Source organism: Streptococcus parasanguinis (assembly GCF_015556095.1).
GTDB lineage: Bacteria > Bacillota > Bacilli > Lactobacillales > Streptococcaceae > Streptococcus > Streptococcus parasanguinis_Q.
In genome coordinates this window covers 146,439-168,910 of record NZ_JADNLT010000003.1, presented here as the reverse complement: position 1 = coordinate 168,910, position 22,472 = coordinate 146,439, and the positions used below count along the sequence as shown (strand labels likewise).

The following is a 22,472-nucleotide window of genomic DNA, read 5'->3' as shown; positions in this document are numbered from 1 at the left end:
TATTCACTTTAACCTTCACCGAAAATTACAATCTCCATGTGTCAAAATTGTTAGTTCCAATAATTCAGCATCTGTATCGCTTATTTTAGATAGATACTTTTCGACCTCATACTCACCCTCACTTAAATATTTATTTTTATCAAGATAAGCATGATACTCTTTCCTAATCACATCATTGCTGTCGACTACTCTATTCAATTCATTCGTAAGAAAAAATGAATGATTGGTTTTAGTATTAAAATACAACGTACCATCATCAGTACTATATTTTAATATATATCGTGACAAATTCATATTATCACCTCTTAATCTGTGTGACTTAACCTACAGTAAGTATACACCGATAGAAATATTAAATAAAGCAATATTCAGCAGATTAGAAAAGTTCCAACTTTTAATATTTTGGAAAAGGTTATCCTATAAAAGCTGCAATTTCGCCAACTTCTTGAGCAATATAGGTGGCGCCGGCTTCTTCCAATTCTTCCCTGCTTCCAAAGCCATAAAGGACACCGATAGAATCAAGCTTTTGCGCTTGAGCGCCAAGCACATCGTGCTCCCTGTCTCCAATCATGATGGTATGCGCCAAATCTGTAATCCCATTTTGCTCCAAGGCATACTGGATAACATCGCTTTTTTTACTACGTTTTCTATCCATGGTCGCACCAGCGACAAAGTCAAAATAATCATACAAACCAAAGTGTTTGAGAATTTGAATGGAAAATTCTTCAGGCTTTGACGTAGCTACAATCAACTGTTTGCCAGCCTGCTTGAGAGAAGCCAGCAAGTCAGGAACGCCTAGATAGACCTCATTTTCATAAAGGCCTTTTTCGGAAAAATACTCATGATAGTAGTCAATGGCCTTTAAACATTCTTCCTTAGAAAATCCATAAAAGCGCTCAAAAGACTCCTGCAAGGGCGGACCGATGAAAACTCTCAATGCTTTCTTGTCTGGCACTTGAATCCCATATTTTCCTAAGGCATAGGACACCGAGTTGGTAATCCCTAGTTCTGAATTGGTCAAGGTGCCGTCTAGGTCAAATAAAATCGTTTGATACATTTTTTCCTCTTTCTGCTTTCAAAAAGAGGCTGGGACAAAAGTCCTAGCCTCTCAATTGTCTTTGGATTGTCGAGCAAGACGCAGTGGTTGAGTGGGCTCTACTACGCTGATTTCATCAGCTTTTACAGCCCTACTCAACTGTGCGGAGGTGGGACGATGAAATCGAATTCTAACGAATGACCGATTTCTGTCCCACTCTCTTATCTTCATTTGCTTATAAACTAGACCACACACTTTCAAGGATATTGGTTTGGTCACGATCTGGTCCGACTGAGAAGGTTGAAATGCGCACACCAACTAATTCACCGACACGGCGGACATAGTTGCGGGCATTTTCTGGAAGCTCATCCAAGTGGCGGACACCTGTGATGTCTTCTGACCAGCCTGGTAATTCTTCATAGATTGGTTTGCAACGTTTGAGTTGCTCCAAGCTTGCTGGGTAGTGGTCGATGCGTTCCCCATCCAAGTCGTAGGCTACACAGATTTTCACTGTATCCAAGCCTGACAGAACGTCGATCGAGTTCAAGCTAAGGTTGGTAATTCCTGACACGCGACGGCTATGGCGCATGACAACTGAGTCAAACCAACCAACACGACGAGGACGACCGGTTGTTGTCCCATATTCATGACCGACTTCACGGATCCGGTCACCCACTTCATCAAAGAGTTCCGTAGGGAATGGGCCATCACCAACACGGCTAGTGTAGGCTTTACATACACCGACAACCTTGTCGATCTTGCTTGGGCCGACACCTGATCCGATAGTCACCCCACCTGCGACTGGGTTTGAAGAGGTTACAAATGGATAAGTTCCTTGGTCAATATCCAACATAACCCCTTGGGCTCCTTCAAAGAGCACGCGCTTACCGTTGTCCAAAGCATCGTTCAAGATGACAGAAGTATCGGTTACATATTGTTTGATTTGTTGACCATATTCATAGTATTCTTCGAAGATATCGTCAAATGACAGAGCCTCTGCATCATAGAGTTTGGTAAATTGACGGTTCTTTTCTTCCAAGTTGATGCGAAGACGTTCCGCAAAGACGTCGCGATCCAAGAGATCCGCGATCCGGATTCCCACACGCGCAGCCTTGTCCATGTAGGCTGGTCCAATCCCTTTGATGGTCGTTCCGATTTTGTTGTCGCCTTTAGACTCTTCTTGGAGACGGTCCAATTCGATATGGTAAGGAAGGATGACATGGGCACGGTCAGAGATGCGAAGGCTGTCCGTTGATACTCCTTCTTCATGGAGATAAGCCAACTCTTTGACCAATGATTTAGGGTTGACCACCACGCCGTTTCCGATGACAGAGATCTTTTCAGGGAAGAAGATACCAGAAGGAATCAAGTGCAACTTGAACTTTTTGCCGTCGATTACGATGGTGTGTCCGGCATTGTCCCCACCTTGATAGCGAGCAATGACTTCTGCATTGGCTGATAGGAAGTCTGTAATCTTCCCTTTTCCTTCATCACCCCATTGGGTTCCTACTACAACAACTGATGTCATAATTCTTTTTCATATACCATAGATAGGATGCTATCTATGCCTTTCTTCAAACTAAGGGCAGGAGTCTCACCTGCAAGTTTGTCTTACACTCTATTATAAGCAATTTTTGATGTTTTTTCAAGATCCACTCAGCTATCGTTTATTTTTCTCCTTCCTTTTTAAACCAACTTCTCTATGAAACTCGTCTTTTACTTGGAAATTGCTTCTTTCTAAAAATAACGTTCGGAATTTTCTTTTCTTCTTGCCCTTCTTCTGAAACGGCTGATTTTCGGAATTCTCCTTGCCCCCACTTTGCTTGATTTATGCTAAAATAGAAGCTATGGACAAAATTATTAAAACTATCTCAGAAAGTGGCGCTTTTCGTGCCTATGTACTAGACAGTACAGAAACTGTACGAACAGCCCAAGAAAAACATCACACACAAGCTAGCTCCACGGTCGCACTTGGCCGTACCCTCATTGCCAGTCAAATCTTGGCGGCAAACGAGAAAGGAGATACTAAAATTACGGTCAAAGTCCTTGGAACTAGCTCACTCGGAGCCATCATCACCGTGGCAGATACCAAGGGAAATGTTAAAGGCTACGTGCAAAATCCTGGAGTGGATATCAAAAAGACTGCGACTGGTGAAGTTCTGGTGGGACCATTTGTCGGAAACGGAGAATTCTTGGTTATCACAGATTATGGTACGGGAAATCCTTATAACTCCATGACCCCTCTTGTAACCGGTGAAATCGGAGAAGACCTGGCCTTTTATCTGACGGAAAGCCAACAAACACCTTCTGCAGTTGGACTCAATGTTCTGTTGGATGACGAAGACAAGGTCAAGGTGGCTGGTGGTTTCTTGCTTCAGGTCTTGCCAAATGCCAAGGAAGAAGAAATCGCGCGCTTTGAAAAACGCATCCAAGAAATGCCTGCTATTTCAACACTTTTGGAATCTGAAGACCATATTGAAGCTCTTCTTTCTGCTATCTATGGGGATGAACCTTTCAAACGCCTCTCTGAAGAAGAACTTCGCTTCCAGTGCGACTGCAGCCGTGAGCGCTTTTTGAACGCTTTAGCAAGTCTGCCAGCTAGTGATCTAGAAGAGATGAAAGATGAAGATCACGGTGCAGAGATTACCTGCCAATTCTGCCAAACACACTACCACTTTGACGAAAATGACTTGGAGGAACTCATTCGTGACAAATCTTAATACGCCATTTATGATCGGGGATGTCGAAATCCCTAACCGTACCGTCCTAGCCCCAATGGCCGGAGTGACCAACTCAGCTTTCCGGACCATTGCCAAAGAACTGGGGGCAGGGCTCGTTGTGATGGAAATGGTCTCTGACAAGGGAATCCAGTACAACAATGAAAAGACGCTTCACATGCTCCATATCGATGAAGGAGAAAACCCTGTATCGATCCAACTCTTTGGAAGTGACGAAGATAGCCTGGCACGCGCAGCTGAATTTATCCAAGAAAATACCAAGACCGATATCGTCGATATCAACATGGGTTGCCCGGTGAATAAAATCGTCAAGAACGAGGCTGGTGCGATGTGGCTCAAGGACCCAGACAAGATCTACTCCATCATCAATAAGGTTCAATCCGTCCTCGATATCCCCCTCACTGTTAAAATGCGGACGGGTTGGTCGGATCCTTCCCTAGCAGTTGAGAACGCCCTCGCTGCCGAAGCTGCGGGTGTCTCTGCCCTTGCCATGCATGGGCGAACTCGGGAGCAAATGTATACGGGGCATGCGGATCTTGAGACCCTTCACAAGGTTGCACAAGCTCTGACCAAGATTCCATTTATCGCAAACGGAGATATCCGCACAGTTCAAGATGCCAAACAACGGATCGAAGAAGTCGGTGCTGATGCGGTCATGATTGGTCGCGCTGCTATGGGCAATCCTTATCTCTTCAACCAAATCAATCACTACTTTGAAACAGGAGAAATCCTGCCTGATTTGACTTTTGAAGACAAGATGAAGATTGCTTACGAACATTTGAAACGCTTGATCGATCTCAAAGGTGAGCACATTGCCGTTCGTGAATTCCGAGGTCTCGCCCCTCACTACCTCCGTGGTACCTCAGGTGCAGCCAAACTCCGCGGCGCCATCTCGCAAGCTAGCACCCTAGCAGAGATTGAAGAACTCTTACAATTAAAAGCATAGAAATACAAAAAGCAGGACCTCATGTGAGGTCCTGTACTATTTTTAAATAAGTTAAGCAATTCGGCAAAGAAATATAAATATGTTTTAATTTTTTGAGCGAATCAAAAAAATACCGAAACTTTCCGCTGTGAGAAAAGTGCCTGAAACACGATTGTTTCAGGCACTCGGGAGTTTTGAGACCTTAGGCTCAAAACTAAGTCATGGAACTTCTTCGAAGTTCGCTGACGTCCGTACTCACCTAAGGAAAGTTTCTAAGATGACTTTGTCATTAATCTAAAACAGGACCTCACACGGGGTCCTGTTTCTATAGATTATCTGTTTGCAGGCCGAGTTGTTTGACTCTGGCGGTGTAGTAGGTCATGATCAAAAAGAGGTTGGCTGTGATCAGCCAGATGGCCCATTGGTGAATGAAATGCATGAGGATGGCTACGCTAATAGCTCCCGCAATAAAGCTTCCAACGACAATCCCGTAATTCATGGCCTGACGCCGATACTCGTCCAAATCTCCCTTTCCTCGAGTGATTCGGTACAAGGCCGTCAGCATTTTGCGGTAATTGCCGGAAGTCATAAAGATCACGTAAGGGTGGTTTTCAATGAGGCTCCCTGTAAAGGTCAACATCATCATCCCTGTTCCAAAAGCAATAAAGGGAACTTCTACAGGTGGTATGACAGACACCAAGGGAATCAGGAGTGTCACCACAAACAAAGGAATCAACATCTTGGTCCGCCAAAAGGCTGTCTTGCGATATTCTTTGATATGGAGGGCAACCAAAAAGCCGATCGAGAAAAATAAAATAGATGAAAAACGCATGATGGTATTTTCGACACGGGGATCGTGCCAATCAGCGATGAGAAGCAGGAGGTTCCCTGTTTGGGTCGCGACCAAACTCCGGTAGTGCATGTGGCAAAAGACATCGAGGCCCCCGCCGATAAAACCAAGCAGGGCCCCCATCAGTCGTGTATTTTGTGGTAAAATTATTTTTTCTTCCATAGTCTTGTCTCTTTTGATCTCAATTATGTTTATTATACCACTTTGCACACAAGTGGAGCAGGAAAAATCAGAAAAAGCCCTTCCGTTACTAAAAGTAAGGGAGGGCTGGTAGAATGAACCCCGCTCGATCTACTGTTTTAAGCGATAGGTCTTGCGTGGTTTTTTCTTAGGTACCCGCTTGACGCCCACTTCTTCTACGAATTCTCCGAATTTTACGAGGAAGTTATTGCTAACGATGGGACGTCCAGGATTGATCAGATTGACCAACTCGGTTGCTTCATAAACGGTGAAAGGCTCCTCTAACAGATAGAGGAAGGTTGGATTCCAGTCGAGACGTCCCTGAATCCGCTTGATCGATTCTTGAATGATTTGATAGTGGTCAAAAGCAAAATCAGAAGCAGTTAAAACCTTTCCCTCTAGCAAGCACTGGGACTTTTTGAAGTCGACATCGAGAAAAACGACTTCCTTGGCATCGTCACCTGCATGAGCTAAGTCTACTGCTTCTGCTGGCAGATAGACCAGATGGGCAATGGTAATGACCCAGCCTCTGGGGTCCCGCCCAGGGGTGGAAACTGTCATGAGTTGTTCCACCTTATTCACTGGAAGATCGAGCCCGACTTCTTCTTTGACTTCTCGGATGCAGGCATGAGTCGCATCTTCATCCTTGTTCACAAAGCCCCCCACCAAGGCGAGGCGGTGTTGATAAGGGTGGGCCTTGCGGCGAATGGCTAAGAGCTTGAGCTGTCCATCAACAAAACAGTAAGCTACCATGTCCGCTGTGACACTTGGAGTTTCATAAGTCGGCAGGTCTTGCTCCTTGTACCACTTGAGAAAGTCTGCTTCACTAGCGGCCGTCTCAAAATACTCTTTCTCCGTCATTCCTGCTGGAATTGATAGACTTGCCATCTAAGCCACCTCCTTCTTGAGGGCTTTGGTCCATTCTAAGAAGAAGGGAACGCTGGAAAGAAGCAGGAGATAGATCCATTGAAAGGCTGTGCGGCCTACAAAAAGGTCCTTCCACAGGAGTTTCATAATATTGACAAAGCCTTGTTTTTTCGCTTCTTGGTGAAAATTTTTAAAGTCTTGGCTAAAAGTTGCTAATTTTTCAGATAGATTTTTCATAAGCTGCTCCTTAGTCGGCTTGGTAAATGGCATCGATCTCCTTCTTGGCTTCTTCGTAGTTGCCGAGGTAGTCTGATGCGAGGAAAGTGGTCGGAATGTTTCCTAGGTATTGCTGGCGCAATTGGTCCAGGTAATTTGAAAAGCTGGTGCGGATCTCTTCGTCAGCCATGGTCATATCTCGGAAACCATCATTGACATAGGAACCGATCGGCTGGACAAAGAGGATCAAATCCCATTTTTCTTTGGAGAGAATACTGACAAAGAGGTTGTCGAAGGTATCCGTCATGCTGGTATCCTGGCCTTCAACTTCCATATAGTAGTCGTAATAACCCTTGGTCACCAGGGAATTGGTATCGGCGATGACCAGACCTCGATTGGCACTACTATCGATGAGCTTAGAGGTTTGATCATACTGTCCTAAGAGTAGGTAATAGTAATCTTTTGGCGTGAGCTCATCATCCCGCACATTGTTCTTGATCTGGTATTCACGGGCATACTCCAGACTAACAGGTGCATCGTAAAAGCGGGCCAAGTCCTTTGCAAGGGTCGTTTTCCCGTTGCTGGCGCTCCCCATGATCAAGACTTTTTTCGTGAACTGGCGACGGAAGGGCTGGGCAATGTATTTCCAGTATTTGCTGGGATTTTCCCGGATCATGGTAGCAGAGATCCCGAAGCGACGCTCTTCTAAGTGAACTTCAAACCCTCTAGCTTCCAACTCTTCCTTGTAGGCTTTCTCCCCTACATAAAAGATCAACTCTTCTGTCTCTGTTTGATACTGGATGGTGTTTAGGGCTGTCTGTAACCAAGGCTCCCAGCCCAAGGGATAACGAGGAAGTTCTGTCTCATCTAACTTATAGACTTGGGTCAACTCATCATTTGAGAAGGCTTCACGGATATAACGGAAGCGTTTTTGTAAAGTCAACCCGACTTCTTCGCCACGGTCCCCTTCATAACCAGATACGATGACACGAACGCGATCACACTGACGCTTGGCCCGCTGGATCAGGTCAATATGCCCCTGATGAAGAGGCGCAAAGGTTCCAAAAACCAGGGCAATTCTTTCTTCTTTCATATGAACTCCTTTTTATAATTTTTTATAAATAAGTTTTCTTTATGTTTTTATTATATACTATATTTTCTGGATGTTAACACTTTTTTATAAAAAAATATATTTTTCTTCAAAAGAGCAAAAAAAGATCTGAAAAGATAAGATTTTCTTTTCAAATCTTTCGACTTTTATTCACGAGTGAGGGAGTGGCTGACACCGTCTTTCAGAATCGTCACACTGGATACAGAGCCATCTTTTCCAACTACGATATCTAGAGTCGCTGCAGATCCATCGCCTGCTGAGAGATTAGCATGGTAATGGCCGTCATCCAAGGTATAGTTATAACCGCTGACACCATAAGCTACGGGTTGACCCCCAGGAAGTTGGATGGTCACTTGACCACCTTGGCCAATAGTGACTCCAGTGTCACGTTTGTCAGACCAATTCCCTGCTGCTGCGGAGAAGTCCCCTGCTGCCACGGAATAGACTCCCTTGTATTGGGCATTCTCCGTAGCAGACGCTTGCTTCTTAGCATGAGCATAACCTTCTTCTAGACTTGGCAATTTTTCTTTCGCTGGTGTTGTTGGAGCGGCCACTTCTTTTGTTTCTTTTGTTACTGGCGCTGCTGGAGTCGCTGCTTTAGCTGGAGCAGGTGTTTGACTAGCTGCAGCTTGGGTATTTTTACTTCCAACGGTGTGACTTTCTTCTGATTTGCTATCAGAGGATGAAGATGCAATCGGATCCTTGCTAGTGATCACTTTTTTCTTAGAAGAAGAGCCAGTTTGTTTGACTTGACTGGTCTTTGAACTGCTTGCTTCTGTTGTCTTTTCTTCTTTATTCCCGCCACAAGCTCCTAGGAAAAGACTAGCTGTAAGAGCTAGCGCTGCTAGGGAAATGATTTTTTTGTTTTTCATAACCGAACCTCTTTTTGTAACATTTGTAATATTTTGTAACGTTATTGTAACACTGTTATATGGGGCTGTCAATAGTTTCTCAAATATTTTTCTAATTTGAAAGAAGTTTTAGGTAAGCTCCTATACTATCACAAAAAGAGCCGGACACATAATCCGGCTACTCATTATTTGTACACTTCTTGATAGAATTCGATCTTGTCCCCTTTTTTGACAGTGGTTTCTGCCGCTCCTTTGGGAGCCATCTCTCCATTGATCTTGTACATCCAGTAAAGCCCTTTGGCTTCGTCTTGGCTGTGGCCATCAATCGAGGTGATCATGCCATTTTTTTCTTCAATCTTGTAGTTGGCTTTGAGCACTTTCATAAGATTGCTATCTTCTGCTACTTTCAAGGTTTTTGATTGCGCTTCTTGACCATCTGGCGTCACACTTACTGTAATCGAAATTTCGTTTTTCTTGGCAACTTCTGTGCTAGAAGCTGTTGGTTGATTGTTTGTGCTATGAGACGGAGTGCAACTCACTAAAAGAAGAGCTGCAAGCAAGGTCGTCAAGCTAGAAATGATTTTTTTCAACATAAAATCTCCTAAAGATATGATAGATAATGGGATAAAAAGCGATCGTTGATAAAGCATGGGCCAGGTTAAAACTAAAACCATTGACCAAAGCATAGGTCCACCAAGGAATATGGTAAATCAAGGCATAAACACTATCGATCAAGACCCCATAAGCAAAGGACAGTAGCCCCACAAAAAGGATCTGAAGGATAAAGGGCAACCACTTGTAACTGATATGCCAAAGGAGCATCAAGCAGCCAAAGGCGACAATCTGAAAGAACACAATCAGGCTCATCCCCAGGAAAAAGGCGGAGACAAACATGGTGATCATCATAACAAGAAAAGCAAAGCTATACCCTTCAAATATCACCAAGAGAAAAAAGATGGCAGAAATAGGTTGGACATTGGGAAAGGGTGCAAAAGCCTGACGTAGGGCGACACAAAGTGCCGCCAAAAGCGAAATACGGGTTAATCGCTGAAGCGTCATGACGTCCTCCTAGACAATCTCGAACTTGATCGTTCCGGCTGTTGTTCCAACCTTGATCGTTTGCCCTTCTTGGACTTGACCTTTCAGCAATAGCTCTGCTAGTCGATCTTCCACTTCGGTCTGCAAAACGCGACGGAGTGGCCGAGCTCCCATTTCTGGATCGTAGCCTTTGGTTGCTAGCAACTTGAGCGCTGAAGGCTGGAATTTGAGGATCATGCCTTGTTCGGCCAAGGTTGTAATGAGAGGTTTGACCATGACTTTCACCACCTGTTGCATGTCCTCGCTTGAGAGACTATGGAAGACCACCTTTTCATCAATCCGGTTGATAAACTCTGGACGATAGGTCTTCTTCAACTCTTCAAACATGCGTTTTTCCATATTGGCCTGGTCAAAGCGGATATCTTTGGCACCAAAACCAACTGTCTTATCATCTCGAAGGGCTGTTGCTCCCAGGTTTGAGGTCATGATGATAATGGTATTAGAGAAGTCGATCTTCCGGCCTTTGCTATCGGTTAAGACTCCGTCATCTAAGACTTGCAAAAGGACATTGAAAATGTCTGGGTGGGCTTTTTCCACCTCATCAAATAAGAGGACAGAATACGGTTTGTTGCGGACTTTCTCGGTCAACTCGCCCCCTTCTTCGTAGCCCACATAGCCTGGAGGGGCACCGTTGAGGCGGCTAGCGGCGAATTTTTCCATGTACTCACTCATGTCAAACCGAATCAGAGCTGATTCATCATCAAATAAAACTTCCGCCAAGGCTTTGGCTAGCTCTGTTTTTCCGACACCGGTAGGTCCTAGGAACATGAAAGAACCGATCGGACGTTTATTGCTACGGATACCCGATTGATTGCGACGAATAGCCCGACTGATACTAGAAACAGCTTGATCTTGACCAATCACGCGCTTGTGCAATTCTGTTTCTAAGTTTAGGTACTTCTTGGCATCGGTTTGGGTCAGTTTTTGAGTTGGAATACCCGATAATTGGCTCAAGGTCACCAAGACATCTTGGTCATTGACCTCTTTTTTGTAGACAATGGGAGCAGCCTCTACTTGTAAGAGCTGGGCTGCTTTCTTCCACTTGCCATCCATCAAAGCCCGGTCCAAGGCGGTCAACTCTTCTTTAACGTGACCGTTGGAATCGCGGTTTTGTACGGTAGCCGCCGCTTCATCCAAGAGGTCAATGGCTGAATCTGGCAATTGACGGCTGGTCAAATAACGGTGGGCATATTTGACAGCTGTTTCGATCGCTTCATCGGTAATGACCACATGATGGTGCTCTTGGTAGGTCTCTTTTAAACCTTGAAGAATCTGAATGCTATCTGCAACACTTGGCTCTTCAATGGTGACTTTCGCAAAACGCCGAGAGAGAGCTGCGTCTTTTTCGATATGCTTTTGGTACTCATCTTGAGTCGTAGCCCCAACTGTGCGCAAGGTTCCTCGTGCCAGGGCTGGTTTTAGAATATTGGCTGCGTCTAAGGTAGAATCAATGCCCGATCCTGACCCCATAATGGTATGCAGTTCATCGATAAAGAGAATCACGTGACCGTCTTCTTCGATGTCCTGGATGATATTGTTCATCCGCTCTTCAAAGTCCCCACGGAAGCGCGTCCCTGCCACTACATTCATGAGATCCAATTCAAGAACACGCATTTGCGCGATTTCAGCTGGAACATTGCCACTAGCGACACGCTGGGCCAGACCTAATGCAAGAGCAGTCTTTCCAACCCCTGCTTCTCCCACCAATACAGGATTGTTCTTCGTCTTGCGGCTGAGGATTTGGATCATGCGTGAAATCTCTGCATCCCGGCCGATCACAGGCTCGAGCAAACCTGCACGCGCCATTTCTGTCAAATCACGAGTATAGTCTTCAAGACCCCCACTTGTACTTGGAGGCATGCCCATCATATTCCCCATGGTTTGGCGGTTAGGGTTTTGGGCCCGATAAAGACTCCGGATGGCTTTAATATCATTTTTGTCCCAGCCTGCCTTGTCTTCTAGATTCTTTCGAAGGGAAGCAACGGGAACACCCTTGTCTTGCTCTGTAAAGGCAAAGCCGGCAAACTCCATGACTTGGCTAGCCAAGGTCCCACGGTCCGCTAGAAGAGAGAGGAGCACATGCTCTGTTCCCAAGGTCTTGGCATGAAGGACCTGGGCAATCTCCTTTGCGTGCTTCATAATTGCTTCCATCCGATAAGAAAATGGGAAGATTTCATACCGATTGTCGCTTTGAAAAGCCTGGCCTGTAATATGCTCCGCCGCATCCTGAAATTCGTCAATCTGCATAGGATAATCGTTGAGTACAGAACCTGCCACGCTATAGGGATTATTAGCCATGGCCGTCAAAAGATGCCAAGTGTCTAAGGTATTCCCTTGGTAGTGGCCTGCTAGTATTTGGGCCGCTTCTATACTTTCTAACAGTGCTGTTGAATAGTTCATCTAGTCGGTATTTCCTTTTCTATCTACTTGTTGAATGATTTTTTTCAGCATAGTTGCTCGTATGATGAGAGCATCTCGACCTAGAACCTCATCGGAGGTCGTCGCAAAGAACAGCTGAGTCTCACGTTTTGTCAATAATTTTTCTTCATGGAGCATCTGGAGGATATCCTGGAAGACCTGCTGGCTGATGGTCTCTCCAATATTGGCTGCCAGGTCTTGGAGCATCTGATGGTGATCTGAAAACTGGACCTTGCCAATACGGATATAACCGCCACCACCGCGTTTACTTTCTACAATATAGCCTCGACTCTCGGTAAAGCGGGTCTTAATGACATAGTTAATCTGACTAGGGACGACCTGAAAGACATCTGCCAACTCACTTCTTTTGAGCTCTGCCATGCCAGCTTGAGCCAGCAAGGCCTTGATATAAGCTTCAATGCTATCAGATGTGTTCTTATTTGCCATGATGCTCCTTTCTGACTTGTTTTCTTCTAGATAGATGCTCTACTCTTTAGCGCATAAAGATGCCCTTGGAGTGTTTGTTTTGATCATTGACCTTATTTGACTATTATACAATTTTTATGGCTGTAAATAAAGCAAAGACTCTATGGAAATAGGAATCTCTTAAGAAGACAAAATAAAAGAGGCTAGTGAGAACTAACCTCTTATGAGAAGAATCAACTACTCTTTGCGACGAGCGAATTTCTCACCACATTCACAAAACCTTTCTTTGAATATCGGTTTAAGCTTCTTTCCATTTCGACTGTTGAACGACTTCTTCCATCACTTGGACTGTCAGCTCTGGAATAAAACCAACCAGACTTCCTTGATCCGGATGCAACAATTTGACCTTAAAGTCATAGACATCGGTCGCTTTTCCTGCAAAATCAAGGGTTGGAACTTGGACTGTTTTTTCTGTCTCGCCATCTGCGAACTCAAGGGTGACGTTGGTATCTTTGTAGACCTTACCATGAACCCCTGTTCCCGGCTCTGTGATCAATTTCAGACTGGCACTTCCTTTAGAGCCACCTTTTCTCTTGACGACGACTTGCGCTGGGTCGCCTTTTTTAACAGCTAGGGTTGGCTGAGCAAACTCAAAGAGACCCTTTTCTTGGTTATTGAGAGCATAAATCCCTTCCGTTGCGATCGCATCTCCCTTGCTATTGACCAAGGTCAAGGTATGAGATCCTGCTGCCAAGTCCGGTGTTTCATAGACCTTTTGGCTGCGTTTACGGCTTGGGCTTTGGGTATTGACGGTCGCTAGTTTTTGACCATCGACATAGATATCCATTTCCCCATGACCAGGGTCGACAGTTGCGACCACATAGGCTTTGGTGCCTTCAAATTGATAGGTCACCGAAGCTCCCTTTTCCTTGGTCCACATAGAGGTACCTCGAACACCTTCTCCCTCTTCATTCCACTGACCATTGGCCCGCTCAGCAGTCCGGTCAGAATGATAAGTCAAACCAAGCGGATAGCCATCGGTTTCTTCAATGCTGGCTGGCGTCTTATAGACAGAGACTCCGTTCAAGATTGGAGTAGCTTGGGCATCGGTGATGGACACCCGGATATAGCGACTATCAACAGGTTGCCCTTTGATCAAACGGCGGTATCCTACGGTTGAACCAGCTCCAAAAGGAACCCATTGCCCATTCACCGCCACATCAATGGTGAAGCCAGAAATCCGTTGGCCTTTCTCGATGGTTTCTTTGAGCTCTACCACATCAAAATGCTGTTCTTTTCCAAGATCGAGGACAAAAGATCCGGTCTTGGCATCATCTGCAGGGGCCCAACTGGTCTTTTCATCGCCATCTGTCAAATGGCTAGCCTTGTAGAGCGGATTGCGTCGTGTTGAGTCAGCTTCTACCAAAGCTCCTGCCACATAGTTCACACTGTAGAGTTGGTCCAAGGTCTGACGGAATTCTTTCAAACGGGCTACATCAGCATCCGCAAATTTCCCATCTTGATTGGGTGGAATATTAAGCAAAAGCGGGGTTCCACGGCCGACTGATTTGAAGTAAATGTCCATCAATTCGCGCAAGGACTTAGGCTCTTGGTTGTCATGGTAGAACCAGCCGGAGCGAATGGAAACATCCGCTTCTCCCACTGAGTATTGCTTCCCTTCTGGATCCCCGTGATTGAGGTAACTATTGGATGGATTGTTGCGGATCTTATCTGGATTGACCTTTTGCCAAACCGGATCTCCGGCAATCCCCTTTTCATTTCCAATCCAACGAACATTGGTCGGCTCAGCTGAGAAGATGGCAATATCCCCTTGGGCCTTGCGAATGGCTTCAAACCACTTGTCGAAGGTATAGGTGACTTTTTGAGCCCCATCGCCACGCGCTCCATCCATCCAAACTTCCACGAACTTACCCTTGTTCCCATATTTTGGATCTTCAAGGATTTCTTTGAGCTGGTTGAGGTAGTATTCGTTGTACTGTTCCTCTGTATCCACATGGTAGAGCGGGCTGTGAGCATCCCAAGGGGAGAGATAGACCCCCATGTCCATGTCATACTTGCTAGCAGAAGCAGAAACCTCGGCTAGGACATCGCCTTTCCCTTCCTTCCAACCACTTTTAGCAATGGTATGGTCGGTGTATTTGGAAGGGTACAAGAGGAAGCCATCGTGGTGCTTGACGACCATGATCGTCCGTTTAAAACCAGCATCCTTCAGGGTTTTGATCCACTGATCGGTATCCAGATGCTCTGGATAGAAATAATAAGGATCTTCTTGTCCATCTCCCCACTCACGATCGTAGTAAGTATTCATCCCAAAGTGTATGAAAGCTGCCAGTTCTTCGCGGTGGTATTGCATCTGAGCCTTGCTTGGAAGTGGTCCGTAATCCGCAATCTCAGTCTCCTCTTTTAGAGAAGTGGCTGGTTGGCTTGCTTCTGTCCCTTGGCTAACTGCGCGATTTTCTTTCTCACTAATAGCTGGTGAGGACTGTTCTGATTCTTCTTGGTGCTCGTTCACAGTTTTTTCCTCCTTTCCTTGATCTCCTGTATTGCTTATTTCAACCCGTTCTTCACGTGGTTCACTATTCTCAGCTTGTTCCTCTGCGTAACTGGTAGTAGCTCCTAAAAAACAAGTCGCTACGACTACCGAGCAGACGCCTACTGAGAGTTTACGAATGCCAAATTGATTTCTCTGATCAACTAATCTTTTTCCCATATTCCATTCCTTTATGTCACCAGGTAAAGAGGGTGGGGCTTCCCCATCCTCCTTCTTTTTACCTGTGAACTTTTCACCGTTTTTTGCTAGTTTCTCTAGCTGTTTTACTTGGCCTTATTGGCTCTTTTTTTCTGATCGTCCAGCACAGCACTGGCAAGGCCTGCCGCTAGGATTCCAGCAACGAGGCTTGCGACGCTTTCTTCCGTTCCTGTATTTGGTAATCTACCTTCGGAAACTGGAGCAGCTGAAACTGCTGGTGTTTGAGTTTCTTTCTCGACTTCCTTCACTACTGCATCTATCCCTTCCTGGCGCACCGCTTTGACCTCAAGAGATGCTTGAGGAGTTGCGATAGCTACTGGTCCTTCTGAAACATGAGGGCGCTCTGGGTTCGGAAGCGGTTGTGGTTCTGGCTGCGGTTGCGGCTGTGGCTGCGGTTCTGGCTGTGGCTCTGGCTGCGGTTGCGGCTGTGGCTGTGGTTGTGGAGTGTCTGGAAGTACCTCTTTCGTGCCTACCTCTGTGATTTCTGCCACTGGATCTAGCTCTACAAAGGCATCTAGTTCCTTCCGGCTTTCCACACCATTTTCTTGAGAGACTTCCACCAAGCTCAATTTGCGGCCTTTTTGACCTTCTTGAACCACACGTTTCTCACCTTTTGGAAGTTCCGCATTTGGACGTTCTAAGCGTTCAAAGTCCATCTCCTCTGGCTCAATCACCAACTCTGGTTTGGTATGAACCAGATTCTTGACCCCTTCTTCAGGAATGGCTGAGCCTGTAGGTGCTTTTGCGGAGAGAGAAAGTTGATATACTTTTTCGAGCTTGCCATCTTCTGAGACAACCTTGACAAGCACAGGGGCATTGGCACTTTTAGCATCCACGACCGTAACGGCTGTTCCATTCTTGCCTTGTGCTGAAACGATTGGACGGTCTCCCTCATACTCTAGATGATAATCTGGCACATCTGGTTTAAAACCTTCTAGGTTTTTGCCATTCACTTGGATCGTGACATCAGTTGTTGCCTGGGCCTCTTCTGTTGGAGCATAGGCACTCAATTCAACGATTCCAATTCCTTTTAGATTTTCATCACGGACCATTCTTAAACGGATGGCTTTCGTTCTAGTTTCATTGAAGCTGAGGTTAGAGATATAGCCAGGTTCAAAGGTATAATCCAAGCTGTAAGGAATTTCTTCCCAGTTAGAGGCCTGGTTAAATGGATGATCTGGAAGATTCTTCAGATTGCCATAATCATCCGGAACATCAAAGTCTGGACCAATGTAGCGTTCAAGAACAGTTTTCGTTGGCAGACCTGTTTCCTGATCTGCAAAGAAGTCGACCGCTACTTTATTGACCAATCGCTCTGTTACCTGGCCATTTTTCTTGAAGATGAGACCAGCAAATACTTCAGTTTGATCCGGTTCTCTCTTCCAGTTAGTCCAGCGATAGTATTCGTTGTAGCCTCCATCGTTGATGTAATCGATATAGTCGATTTGATTTGGATCGAGATCATTGGTTTCACTAGCAAATGCCCTGGTATCTTCTGCATTGTAGTCACGGTTCACAGAGAGGTTTTCTCCTGTCTTTTCTGACACCCGGACGGTCAGCTGAGCTGTCAGATCATAGCCAATGACTTTTCCTTCTAACGTGAAGTTGCCTTCATGAGAAAGTGCATCAGCTGGGATAGCCTGCCAGTCCACCGTCAGTTCCTTGCGTTCATAACCTGTGTCCCCTTTAAAGTAGACACCTACTGTAGATGGTAGAACTAGATCTTGACCGACTTTCACAAAACGTCTGCCTGCTTCTACTGCTACTGGGGCAGCTTGTTTCAGTTTTTCTGCATCACTTGTGAGATGGAGGCGGTATTCTTGTAAGATAGTACCATCTTCCGCTTTATGGATGACACGGATTGGCTCCCCTTCATGAACGCTTGGCACAACCGTTGTAAGGCCGTGATGGCTGGCTGTCGCTTCCACTTGTGGATAAGCCCGATCACGCGCATCGATGTAGTAATCGGTCACACTTGGGTTGACACCTGGCAAGACATCGCCATTGACACGAATGGTCAACTGGCTCTTCTCTTCTGCCGCAACCTTATTGGCAAAGATCTGAATCTCTGAAATAGAGCTTCCACGCTTGCCTTCTGGCGTCTTCATACGGATACGAACAGCATAGGTGTCGACTTTATCAAAACTGAAATGATTCATCTTACCAGCTGCTACCGGTTCTTCAACGGTTAGGTTGCTGACTTCTTTCCAGTTGGCTGGATTGTTAAATGGATGGTCTGTTTCGTCTTTAACACGATTTGGATTGCTTGGAACAGTTGGGATTTGTTCCCCTGTATAGTACTCAATCACATATTCACTTGGAGCGCCAACGCCGTGGTCTTCGTGGAAACCAACATGGAGGTTGTCCACTGCTCGCTTGGTCAAGATACCAGAATCCCCAAACAAGATCCCAACAGAATCTTCCGCATTGTCACGGCCCCAGTTGGTCCAACGGTTAGCTGGAGCATCGGTAAAGGAGATGACCTTATCATTGACCTTAGCAACTGGATCCGCATCGTTAGAGTCACTTGCAAAAGCGAGTGGCAAGACTGATCCTGTCCATTGTTCTGCTACGTTGGCTCCCTTGACTGTGTTTGCGGAAACACGAATATGAAGACGCGTTGGAAGATCCGTTCCTTCTACTCGACCGGAGAGGACAACTTCTCCTTCTTGGGCCAAGAGTTGCGGATCGACCGCATCCCAGGCTACCTTGGCAGCATAGGTCTTGCCATTGGAATGATAAGTCCGGACGCTTTCTGGAAGTGCTGGTTTTTCTCCGACTGGAGTGGTGGTGCTGACTTCTTCTACAGCGATAATGCCTTCAACGGTGACTTGGGCTTGGGCTTCTTTCTCTACACCCTCTATATGACCTGTGACTGTAAAGTTATGGTAATCCTTGACTTGATCTGCTGTTACGGCATCCCAGGTCACGCGTTTTTCTTTCGGGAATCCCTTATCATACTCGACCAAGACTGTCTCTGGAAGAGCTGGCAACACGTTTTGATCGGTACTGATTCGTACAGGACGCACCTTCACAACCGTCTTTTCTTCAGGATTTGGCGTGATGGTAAAGCTGACTTCTCCCGTTTGTCCTTGGAAGTTGGCTACTAAATGAACCAATCCTGCTTCCCGCAATTCCAAATCTTTATTGGTTGCAACGGCCTTTCCTTGGCTACCAGCTCTTGTCTTCACATCGATTTGATCTGCTTTGAGACTTGCCTGGCTACCATCTTGGTAATGGGCAATGACTTCAAGTGGTACCGTTTGGTCTTCCTTGAGTTCCTGTCCTTCTGGCAGACGCAATTCTAAACGCTCAATCTGTGGACTTTCTTCTTGGAATTGGACCACATAGGTCTGTACAGCTCCCGTATCCTTAGCAGTAACATAGATTTGAGCCTTCAAACCATTTTCTAGATTGGCTTGTAGGACTGTCACTTGAGCATTTTCTGCACTCGCTGTAACTTGACCTGGTTCTTGCCCATAAGCCAGCGAACGGAAAATAGTATGGTTGCCACTGCCAAATTTTGGAAGGGCTACCCCATCTAGCTGAACCGTTGGTTTCTTAGCCTTGGCTACATCTCCTCCTGCAACCACTAGCGTCGCTTGGACGGCTTCCCCATTGCCTAGGAGACCTGTCGCCTTCAAGCGAGCACCTGGTGTGGACAACTGATCTTCTTGACCAGCTTCTAAGGTCCATTGATCAACTTCATAGCTAACTGTTCGGCTATCTGTGAAGACTAATTGCACAGCCTTATCCACTGTTGCTAGATCTGCTCCCTGTGGGATTTGTTTGATGACTGGAAGGACTTGTTCCACGCCGATCACATCGACCAGAGCTTCGACCGTGCGTCCTTGAACATGACCTGTCACACGGACTTGGCCAGCACGGCTATAGTCTGCCGCATCCCATTCAACGGCTTCTTCTTGGGCCTTGCCATCACTATAGACCACATTGACCTTACTTGGCAAGGTTGGCTCTTCTCCTAGATAAGCACTTTGTCGAACAGGTTCCACACCTAATACAGTACGTTCTGCTTGGTCCTTCTTACCAGTAAAGAGGCTGACTTGGTCTGATTGCAAGCGATCTGAGTCTGCATACAGAGTAAAGGCTCCCGCCTGCTCAGTTGATTTGACAATCACCACCCCTTTGCCGTTAAAGGCACGACGTTGCCATGAGCCATCTTCCTGCGCTTTGTAGCGTTCACGGCTGGCTTGCTCCCCATTATCGACACCGACAATTTGGCCTTGTCCATGCAAATGGAAATGCACCAAATTGTTGGCAGTCGGGACCACACGACCTTCTTCATCGACGATTTCGTAGGTAATATAGGTCAAATCTTTGCCGTCCGCTTCAATCGCGTGTTCTTCTTTCAACAAACGGACACCCGCAGGCTTGCCGGCTGTTTCGACTTGATCTTTCGCGATCACTTCTCCTGCTTCGTTGCGCGCAATAGCTTCCACTTTACCTGGTACATAAGGGACCAACCACTCTAGATAGAGTTCATCCGGATTTGCCCCTTCTTGGTAGGTCCGGCCATCAGCTGTGGTCTTCTTGGTAAAGGTCTTGACTCCTTGTGATTCCCCATTGACAATCAATTCCACACTGTGGGCATTGGAGAAGGTCCGAACAGGAATCCGTCCTTCTTCATCCATGACACGATTGGCTAATTCTGGATTGTCCCAGTTCCAATGTGGCAAGAGATGCACCATCGGATGTTTCTCGGCCGATACCCATTGACTTTGGTAAAGGTAAAAATCATTCTTTGGAAGGCCGGCAGTATCGACAATACCGAAATAAGAACTTTTCACAGGTGTGTCATTTTGGTTGTGCCATGGGGTTGGCTCACCGATATAGTCCGTACCAGTCCAGATAAATTGTCCTGCATAGCCGGCATGATCACGGTCAAAGGTCCAAGAGGCGGTTGCTGTCCGACCCCAACCAACCCGGTCATTGCCGTAGTCTGATTGTTCATAGTGGCGGTCTTCTTGGTTGCTACCGACCCATTCTCTTTCAGGATGGTAGTAAGAGCCCCGTGTCCGCGTTGCAGAAGAGGTTTCCGAACCATAAATGAGCCAGTTTGGATGTTTCGCCCGTAAGCTTTCATAGTTGGCCTCTGAATAGTTAAATCCAACCGCATCGAGCTCTGCTGCTACTTTTTCATGGCCTCCTGAGCCATCGCCAAAGCGGAATTTATCAGCTCCCATAGTGACATAGCGGGTTGCATCCACGTCCTTGATGGTCTTGACCAACCGACGAACGGTTGCGACAGATTTGTCTGAACCATCTGCTTCACCGACTTCGTTACCGATTGACCACATCACAATGGCTGGATTGTTCTTGCCCCGCTCTACCATGGTCCGTAGATCGTAATCTGACCAAGTATCCCCCTTACGAGCTTCTGGGTGAGTGGCATCTTTTTCAAAGAAACGACCGTAATCGTATTGTTTCTTGCCACCATACCAGGTATCAAAGGCTTCTTCTTGGACCATCAAGCCCAACTCAGCAGCAATTTTTAAGGTTTGTTCACTGGCTGGGTTGTGGGTCGTCCGAATGGCATTGACCCCCATGTCTTTCATCTGTTTGAGACGACGGTATTCAGCCTTGTAATTTTCCTCAGCTCCAAGAGCCCCGTGGTCATGGTGAAGGGATACCCCGTGGAATTTCGTCGCCACCCCATTGAGGAAGAAGCCACCTTCTGGCGTCCAGTTGAGATAGCGATAACCAAAGCGTTCCTTTTGCACATCCACTAACTGCGAATCTCGATAAACCCGCGTATACAAGGTATAGAGAGCTGGATGATCCGTTTTCACATCCCAGAGGGTTGGTTTTTCAACATGCAAGGTTTGAGATAGGTTGATCTCTTGACCTGCTAGAACAGCTTGTGCTTCACTGCGCGTTTTTTCGCTCACCACTTGGCCATTTTGATCGACAATTTCATATTCCGCATAAATACTATGGGCTTGATCATCCTGGTTGACAATGCGGCTCTTCACCACTGTATCTACTGCCCCATTTTGCTGTTTTTCCAACTGAGGGGTCGTAATCGTAGTCCCATACTGCGCTAAATGAACCTTGTCCGTCACACTCAGCTTAACATCCCGGTAAATCCCGCTACCAGAATACCAACGGCTACTTGGTTGTTGATTGACCACATGAACGGCGATGGTATTCTCGCTTCCATCCGCATTCAAATAAGGAGTAATATCATAAGAAAAGGCATTGTAGCCATTTGGATAATGACCGACGAATTGTCCGTTTACATAGACTTTGGAATCCATATAAACCCCGCCAAATTCCAAGCGGACCTTCTTATCTAGATCTTTGTCGTCCAAACGGAAGGTCTTACGATACCAAGCATCCCCTCCGTTTAATTGACCCCCCTCATTTTGAGCAGGAGAGTTGTGATCGAAATCAAAGAAAATAGACCAGTCATGAGGAAGATCTAATTTTTTCCAATCCTTGACATCCACTTGACGCCCTTCTGCACCAGGAGCCGCATTTAATTTAAAATACCAATCTTTATTAAAATCACGTTCTCGATCTTGCACAATATCCTCCGCTACACGATTTTGATCTGGAGCAGCAGTTTCTTCCGTTCCTGTAGCACGCTCAGATGAAGTAGAAACAGGCTGGCCCTCTCCTTGAGGGGCTGGCTTTTCCTCAGCTCTGGTAGGGGTGATGACAGCTGGAGCTTCTGAAACTCTTGCACCAGCTTCAGGAACTTCCGCTTCTGAATTTTCCGTCACAACACTTGGTGTCTCAATCGAAGTCGGTTCACTTTCGAGGGCTGGCTTTTCTTCCGCATGGACCCTTGAAAGACCCAAGGCAGAAATCCCAATCACAACAGAACAAGCTCCAACTGAGAGCTTACGAATACTAAAAACAGGACGCTTTTCAAAAAAAGACTTTCCCATAAAAACCTCCTCTTAGGATTAACAATTAAATTTGTAAGCGCTTTCTTATACCTGCGAACGCTTACAGAAAAT

The 22,472-nt window shown here is 46.1% G+C and carries 16 protein-coding genes; 2 read left to right on the top strand and 14 right to left on the bottom strand.

The features are described 5' to 3' along the window. Positions 1 to 15 precede the first annotated feature (15 nt). The 3 genes from I2E70_RS04965 to I2E70_RS04955 form a co-directional block, all read right to left on the bottom strand. Positions 16 to 294, bottom strand: a complete 279-nt coding sequence (locus tag I2E70_RS04965; protein ID WP_229060265.1) for a hypothetical protein — start codon at positions 292 to 294, stop codon at positions 16 to 18. 118 nt (positions 295 to 412) lie between these two features. Next, on the bottom strand, positions 413 to 1,057 hold the full coding sequence (locus I2E70_RS04960) for an HAD family hydrolase (RefSeq protein WP_195423760.1): 645 nt from the start codon (positions 1,055 to 1,057) through the stop codon (positions 413 to 415). 214 nt (positions 1,058 to 1,271) lie between these two features. After that, positions 1,272 to 2,564 carry an adenylosuccinate synthase gene (locus I2E70_RS04955; protein WP_013904276.1) on the bottom strand — a complete coding sequence of 431 codons (1,293 nt, stop codon included), beginning with the start codon at positions 2,562 to 2,564 and terminating at the stop codon, positions 1,272 to 1,274. A gap of 319 nt (positions 2,565 to 2,883) precedes the next feature. Here I2E70_RS04955 and hslO point away from each other — a divergent pair, with 319 nt between their 5' ends. After that, entirely contained in the window at positions 2,884 to 3,756 is an 873-nt protein-coding gene (gene hslO, locus I2E70_RS04950; protein WP_049483457.1) for an Hsp33 family molecular chaperone HslO, read from the top strand. Then, complete coding sequence (dusB, locus tag I2E70_RS04945; protein ID WP_003012894.1) at positions 3,743 to 4,720, top strand: tRNA dihydrouridine synthase DusB; 978 nt, start codon at positions 3,743 to 3,745, stop codon at positions 4,718 to 4,720. The genes hslO and dusB overlap by 14 nt, the downstream gene beginning before the upstream one ends. A 304-nt stretch (positions 4,721 to 5,024) precedes the next feature. Here the strand turns inward: dusB and I2E70_RS04940 are convergent, their stop codons facing one another. The 11 genes from I2E70_RS04940 to I2E70_RS04890 form a co-directional block, all read right to left on the bottom strand. Then, on the bottom strand, positions 5,025 to 5,711 hold the full coding sequence (locus I2E70_RS04940) for a YoaK family protein (RefSeq protein ID WP_195423757.1): 687 nt from the start codon (positions 5,709 to 5,711) through the stop codon (positions 5,025 to 5,027). Between the two features lie 129 nt (positions 5,712 to 5,840). Next, positions 5,841 to 6,617, bottom strand: a complete 777-nt coding sequence (locus I2E70_RS04935) for an NUDIX domain-containing protein (protein ID WP_155127897.1) — start codon at positions 6,615 to 6,617, stop codon at positions 5,841 to 5,843. Beyond that, positions 6,618 to 6,833 (bottom strand): hypothetical protein, encoded by a 216-nt coding sequence (locus I2E70_RS04930; RefSeq protein ID WP_195423755.1) that lies wholly within the window; start codon positions 6,831 to 6,833, stop codon positions 6,618 to 6,620. Positions 6,834 to 6,843: 10 nt separating this feature from the next. Continuing rightward, complete coding sequence (locus I2E70_RS04925) at positions 6,844 to 7,905, bottom strand: AAA family ATPase (RefSeq protein ID WP_195423752.1); 1,062 nt, start codon at positions 7,903 to 7,905, stop codon at positions 6,844 to 6,846. Between the two features lie 164 nt (positions 7,906 to 8,069). Beyond that, positions 8,070 to 8,795 (bottom strand): hypothetical protein, encoded by a 726-nt coding sequence (locus tag I2E70_RS04920; protein WP_195423750.1) that lies wholly within the window; start codon positions 8,793 to 8,795, stop codon positions 8,070 to 8,072. 164 nt (positions 8,796 to 8,959) lie between these two features. Further along, entirely contained in the window at positions 8,960 to 9,367 is a 408-nt protein-coding gene (locus I2E70_RS04915) for a DUF4430 domain-containing protein (RefSeq protein WP_195423747.1), read from the bottom strand. Further along, positions 9,345 to 9,833 carry an ECF transporter S component gene (locus I2E70_RS04910; RefSeq protein WP_195423744.1) on the bottom strand — a complete coding sequence of 163 codons (489 nt, stop codon included), beginning with the start codon at positions 9,831 to 9,833 and terminating at the stop codon, positions 9,345 to 9,347. Before I2E70_RS04910 ends, I2E70_RS04915 begins: the two co-directional genes overlap by 23 nt. Before the next feature lie 9 nt (positions 9,834 to 9,842). Further along, complete coding sequence (locus tag I2E70_RS04905; RefSeq protein ID WP_195423741.1) at positions 9,843 to 12,272, bottom strand: ATP-dependent Clp protease ATP-binding subunit; 2,430 nt, start codon at positions 12,270 to 12,272, stop codon at positions 9,843 to 9,845. Continuing rightward, positions 12,273 to 12,737 carry a CtsR family transcriptional regulator gene (locus tag I2E70_RS04900; protein WP_195423738.1) on the bottom strand — a complete coding sequence of 155 codons (465 nt, stop codon included), beginning with the start codon at positions 12,735 to 12,737 and terminating at the stop codon, positions 12,273 to 12,275. Positions 12,738 to 13,014: 277 nt separating this feature from the next. Beyond that, positions 13,015 to 15,447, bottom strand: a complete 2,433-nt coding sequence (locus I2E70_RS04895) for an alpha-L-fucosidase (RefSeq protein ID WP_195423736.1) — start codon at positions 15,445 to 15,447, stop codon at positions 13,015 to 13,017. 104 nt (positions 15,448 to 15,551) lie between these two features. Then, positions 15,552 to 22,400 (bottom strand): Ig-like domain-containing protein, encoded by a 6,849-nt coding sequence (locus I2E70_RS04890; protein ID WP_195423734.1) that lies wholly within the window; start codon positions 22,398 to 22,400, stop codon positions 15,552 to 15,554. Positions 22,401 to 22,472 lie beyond the last annotated feature (72 nt).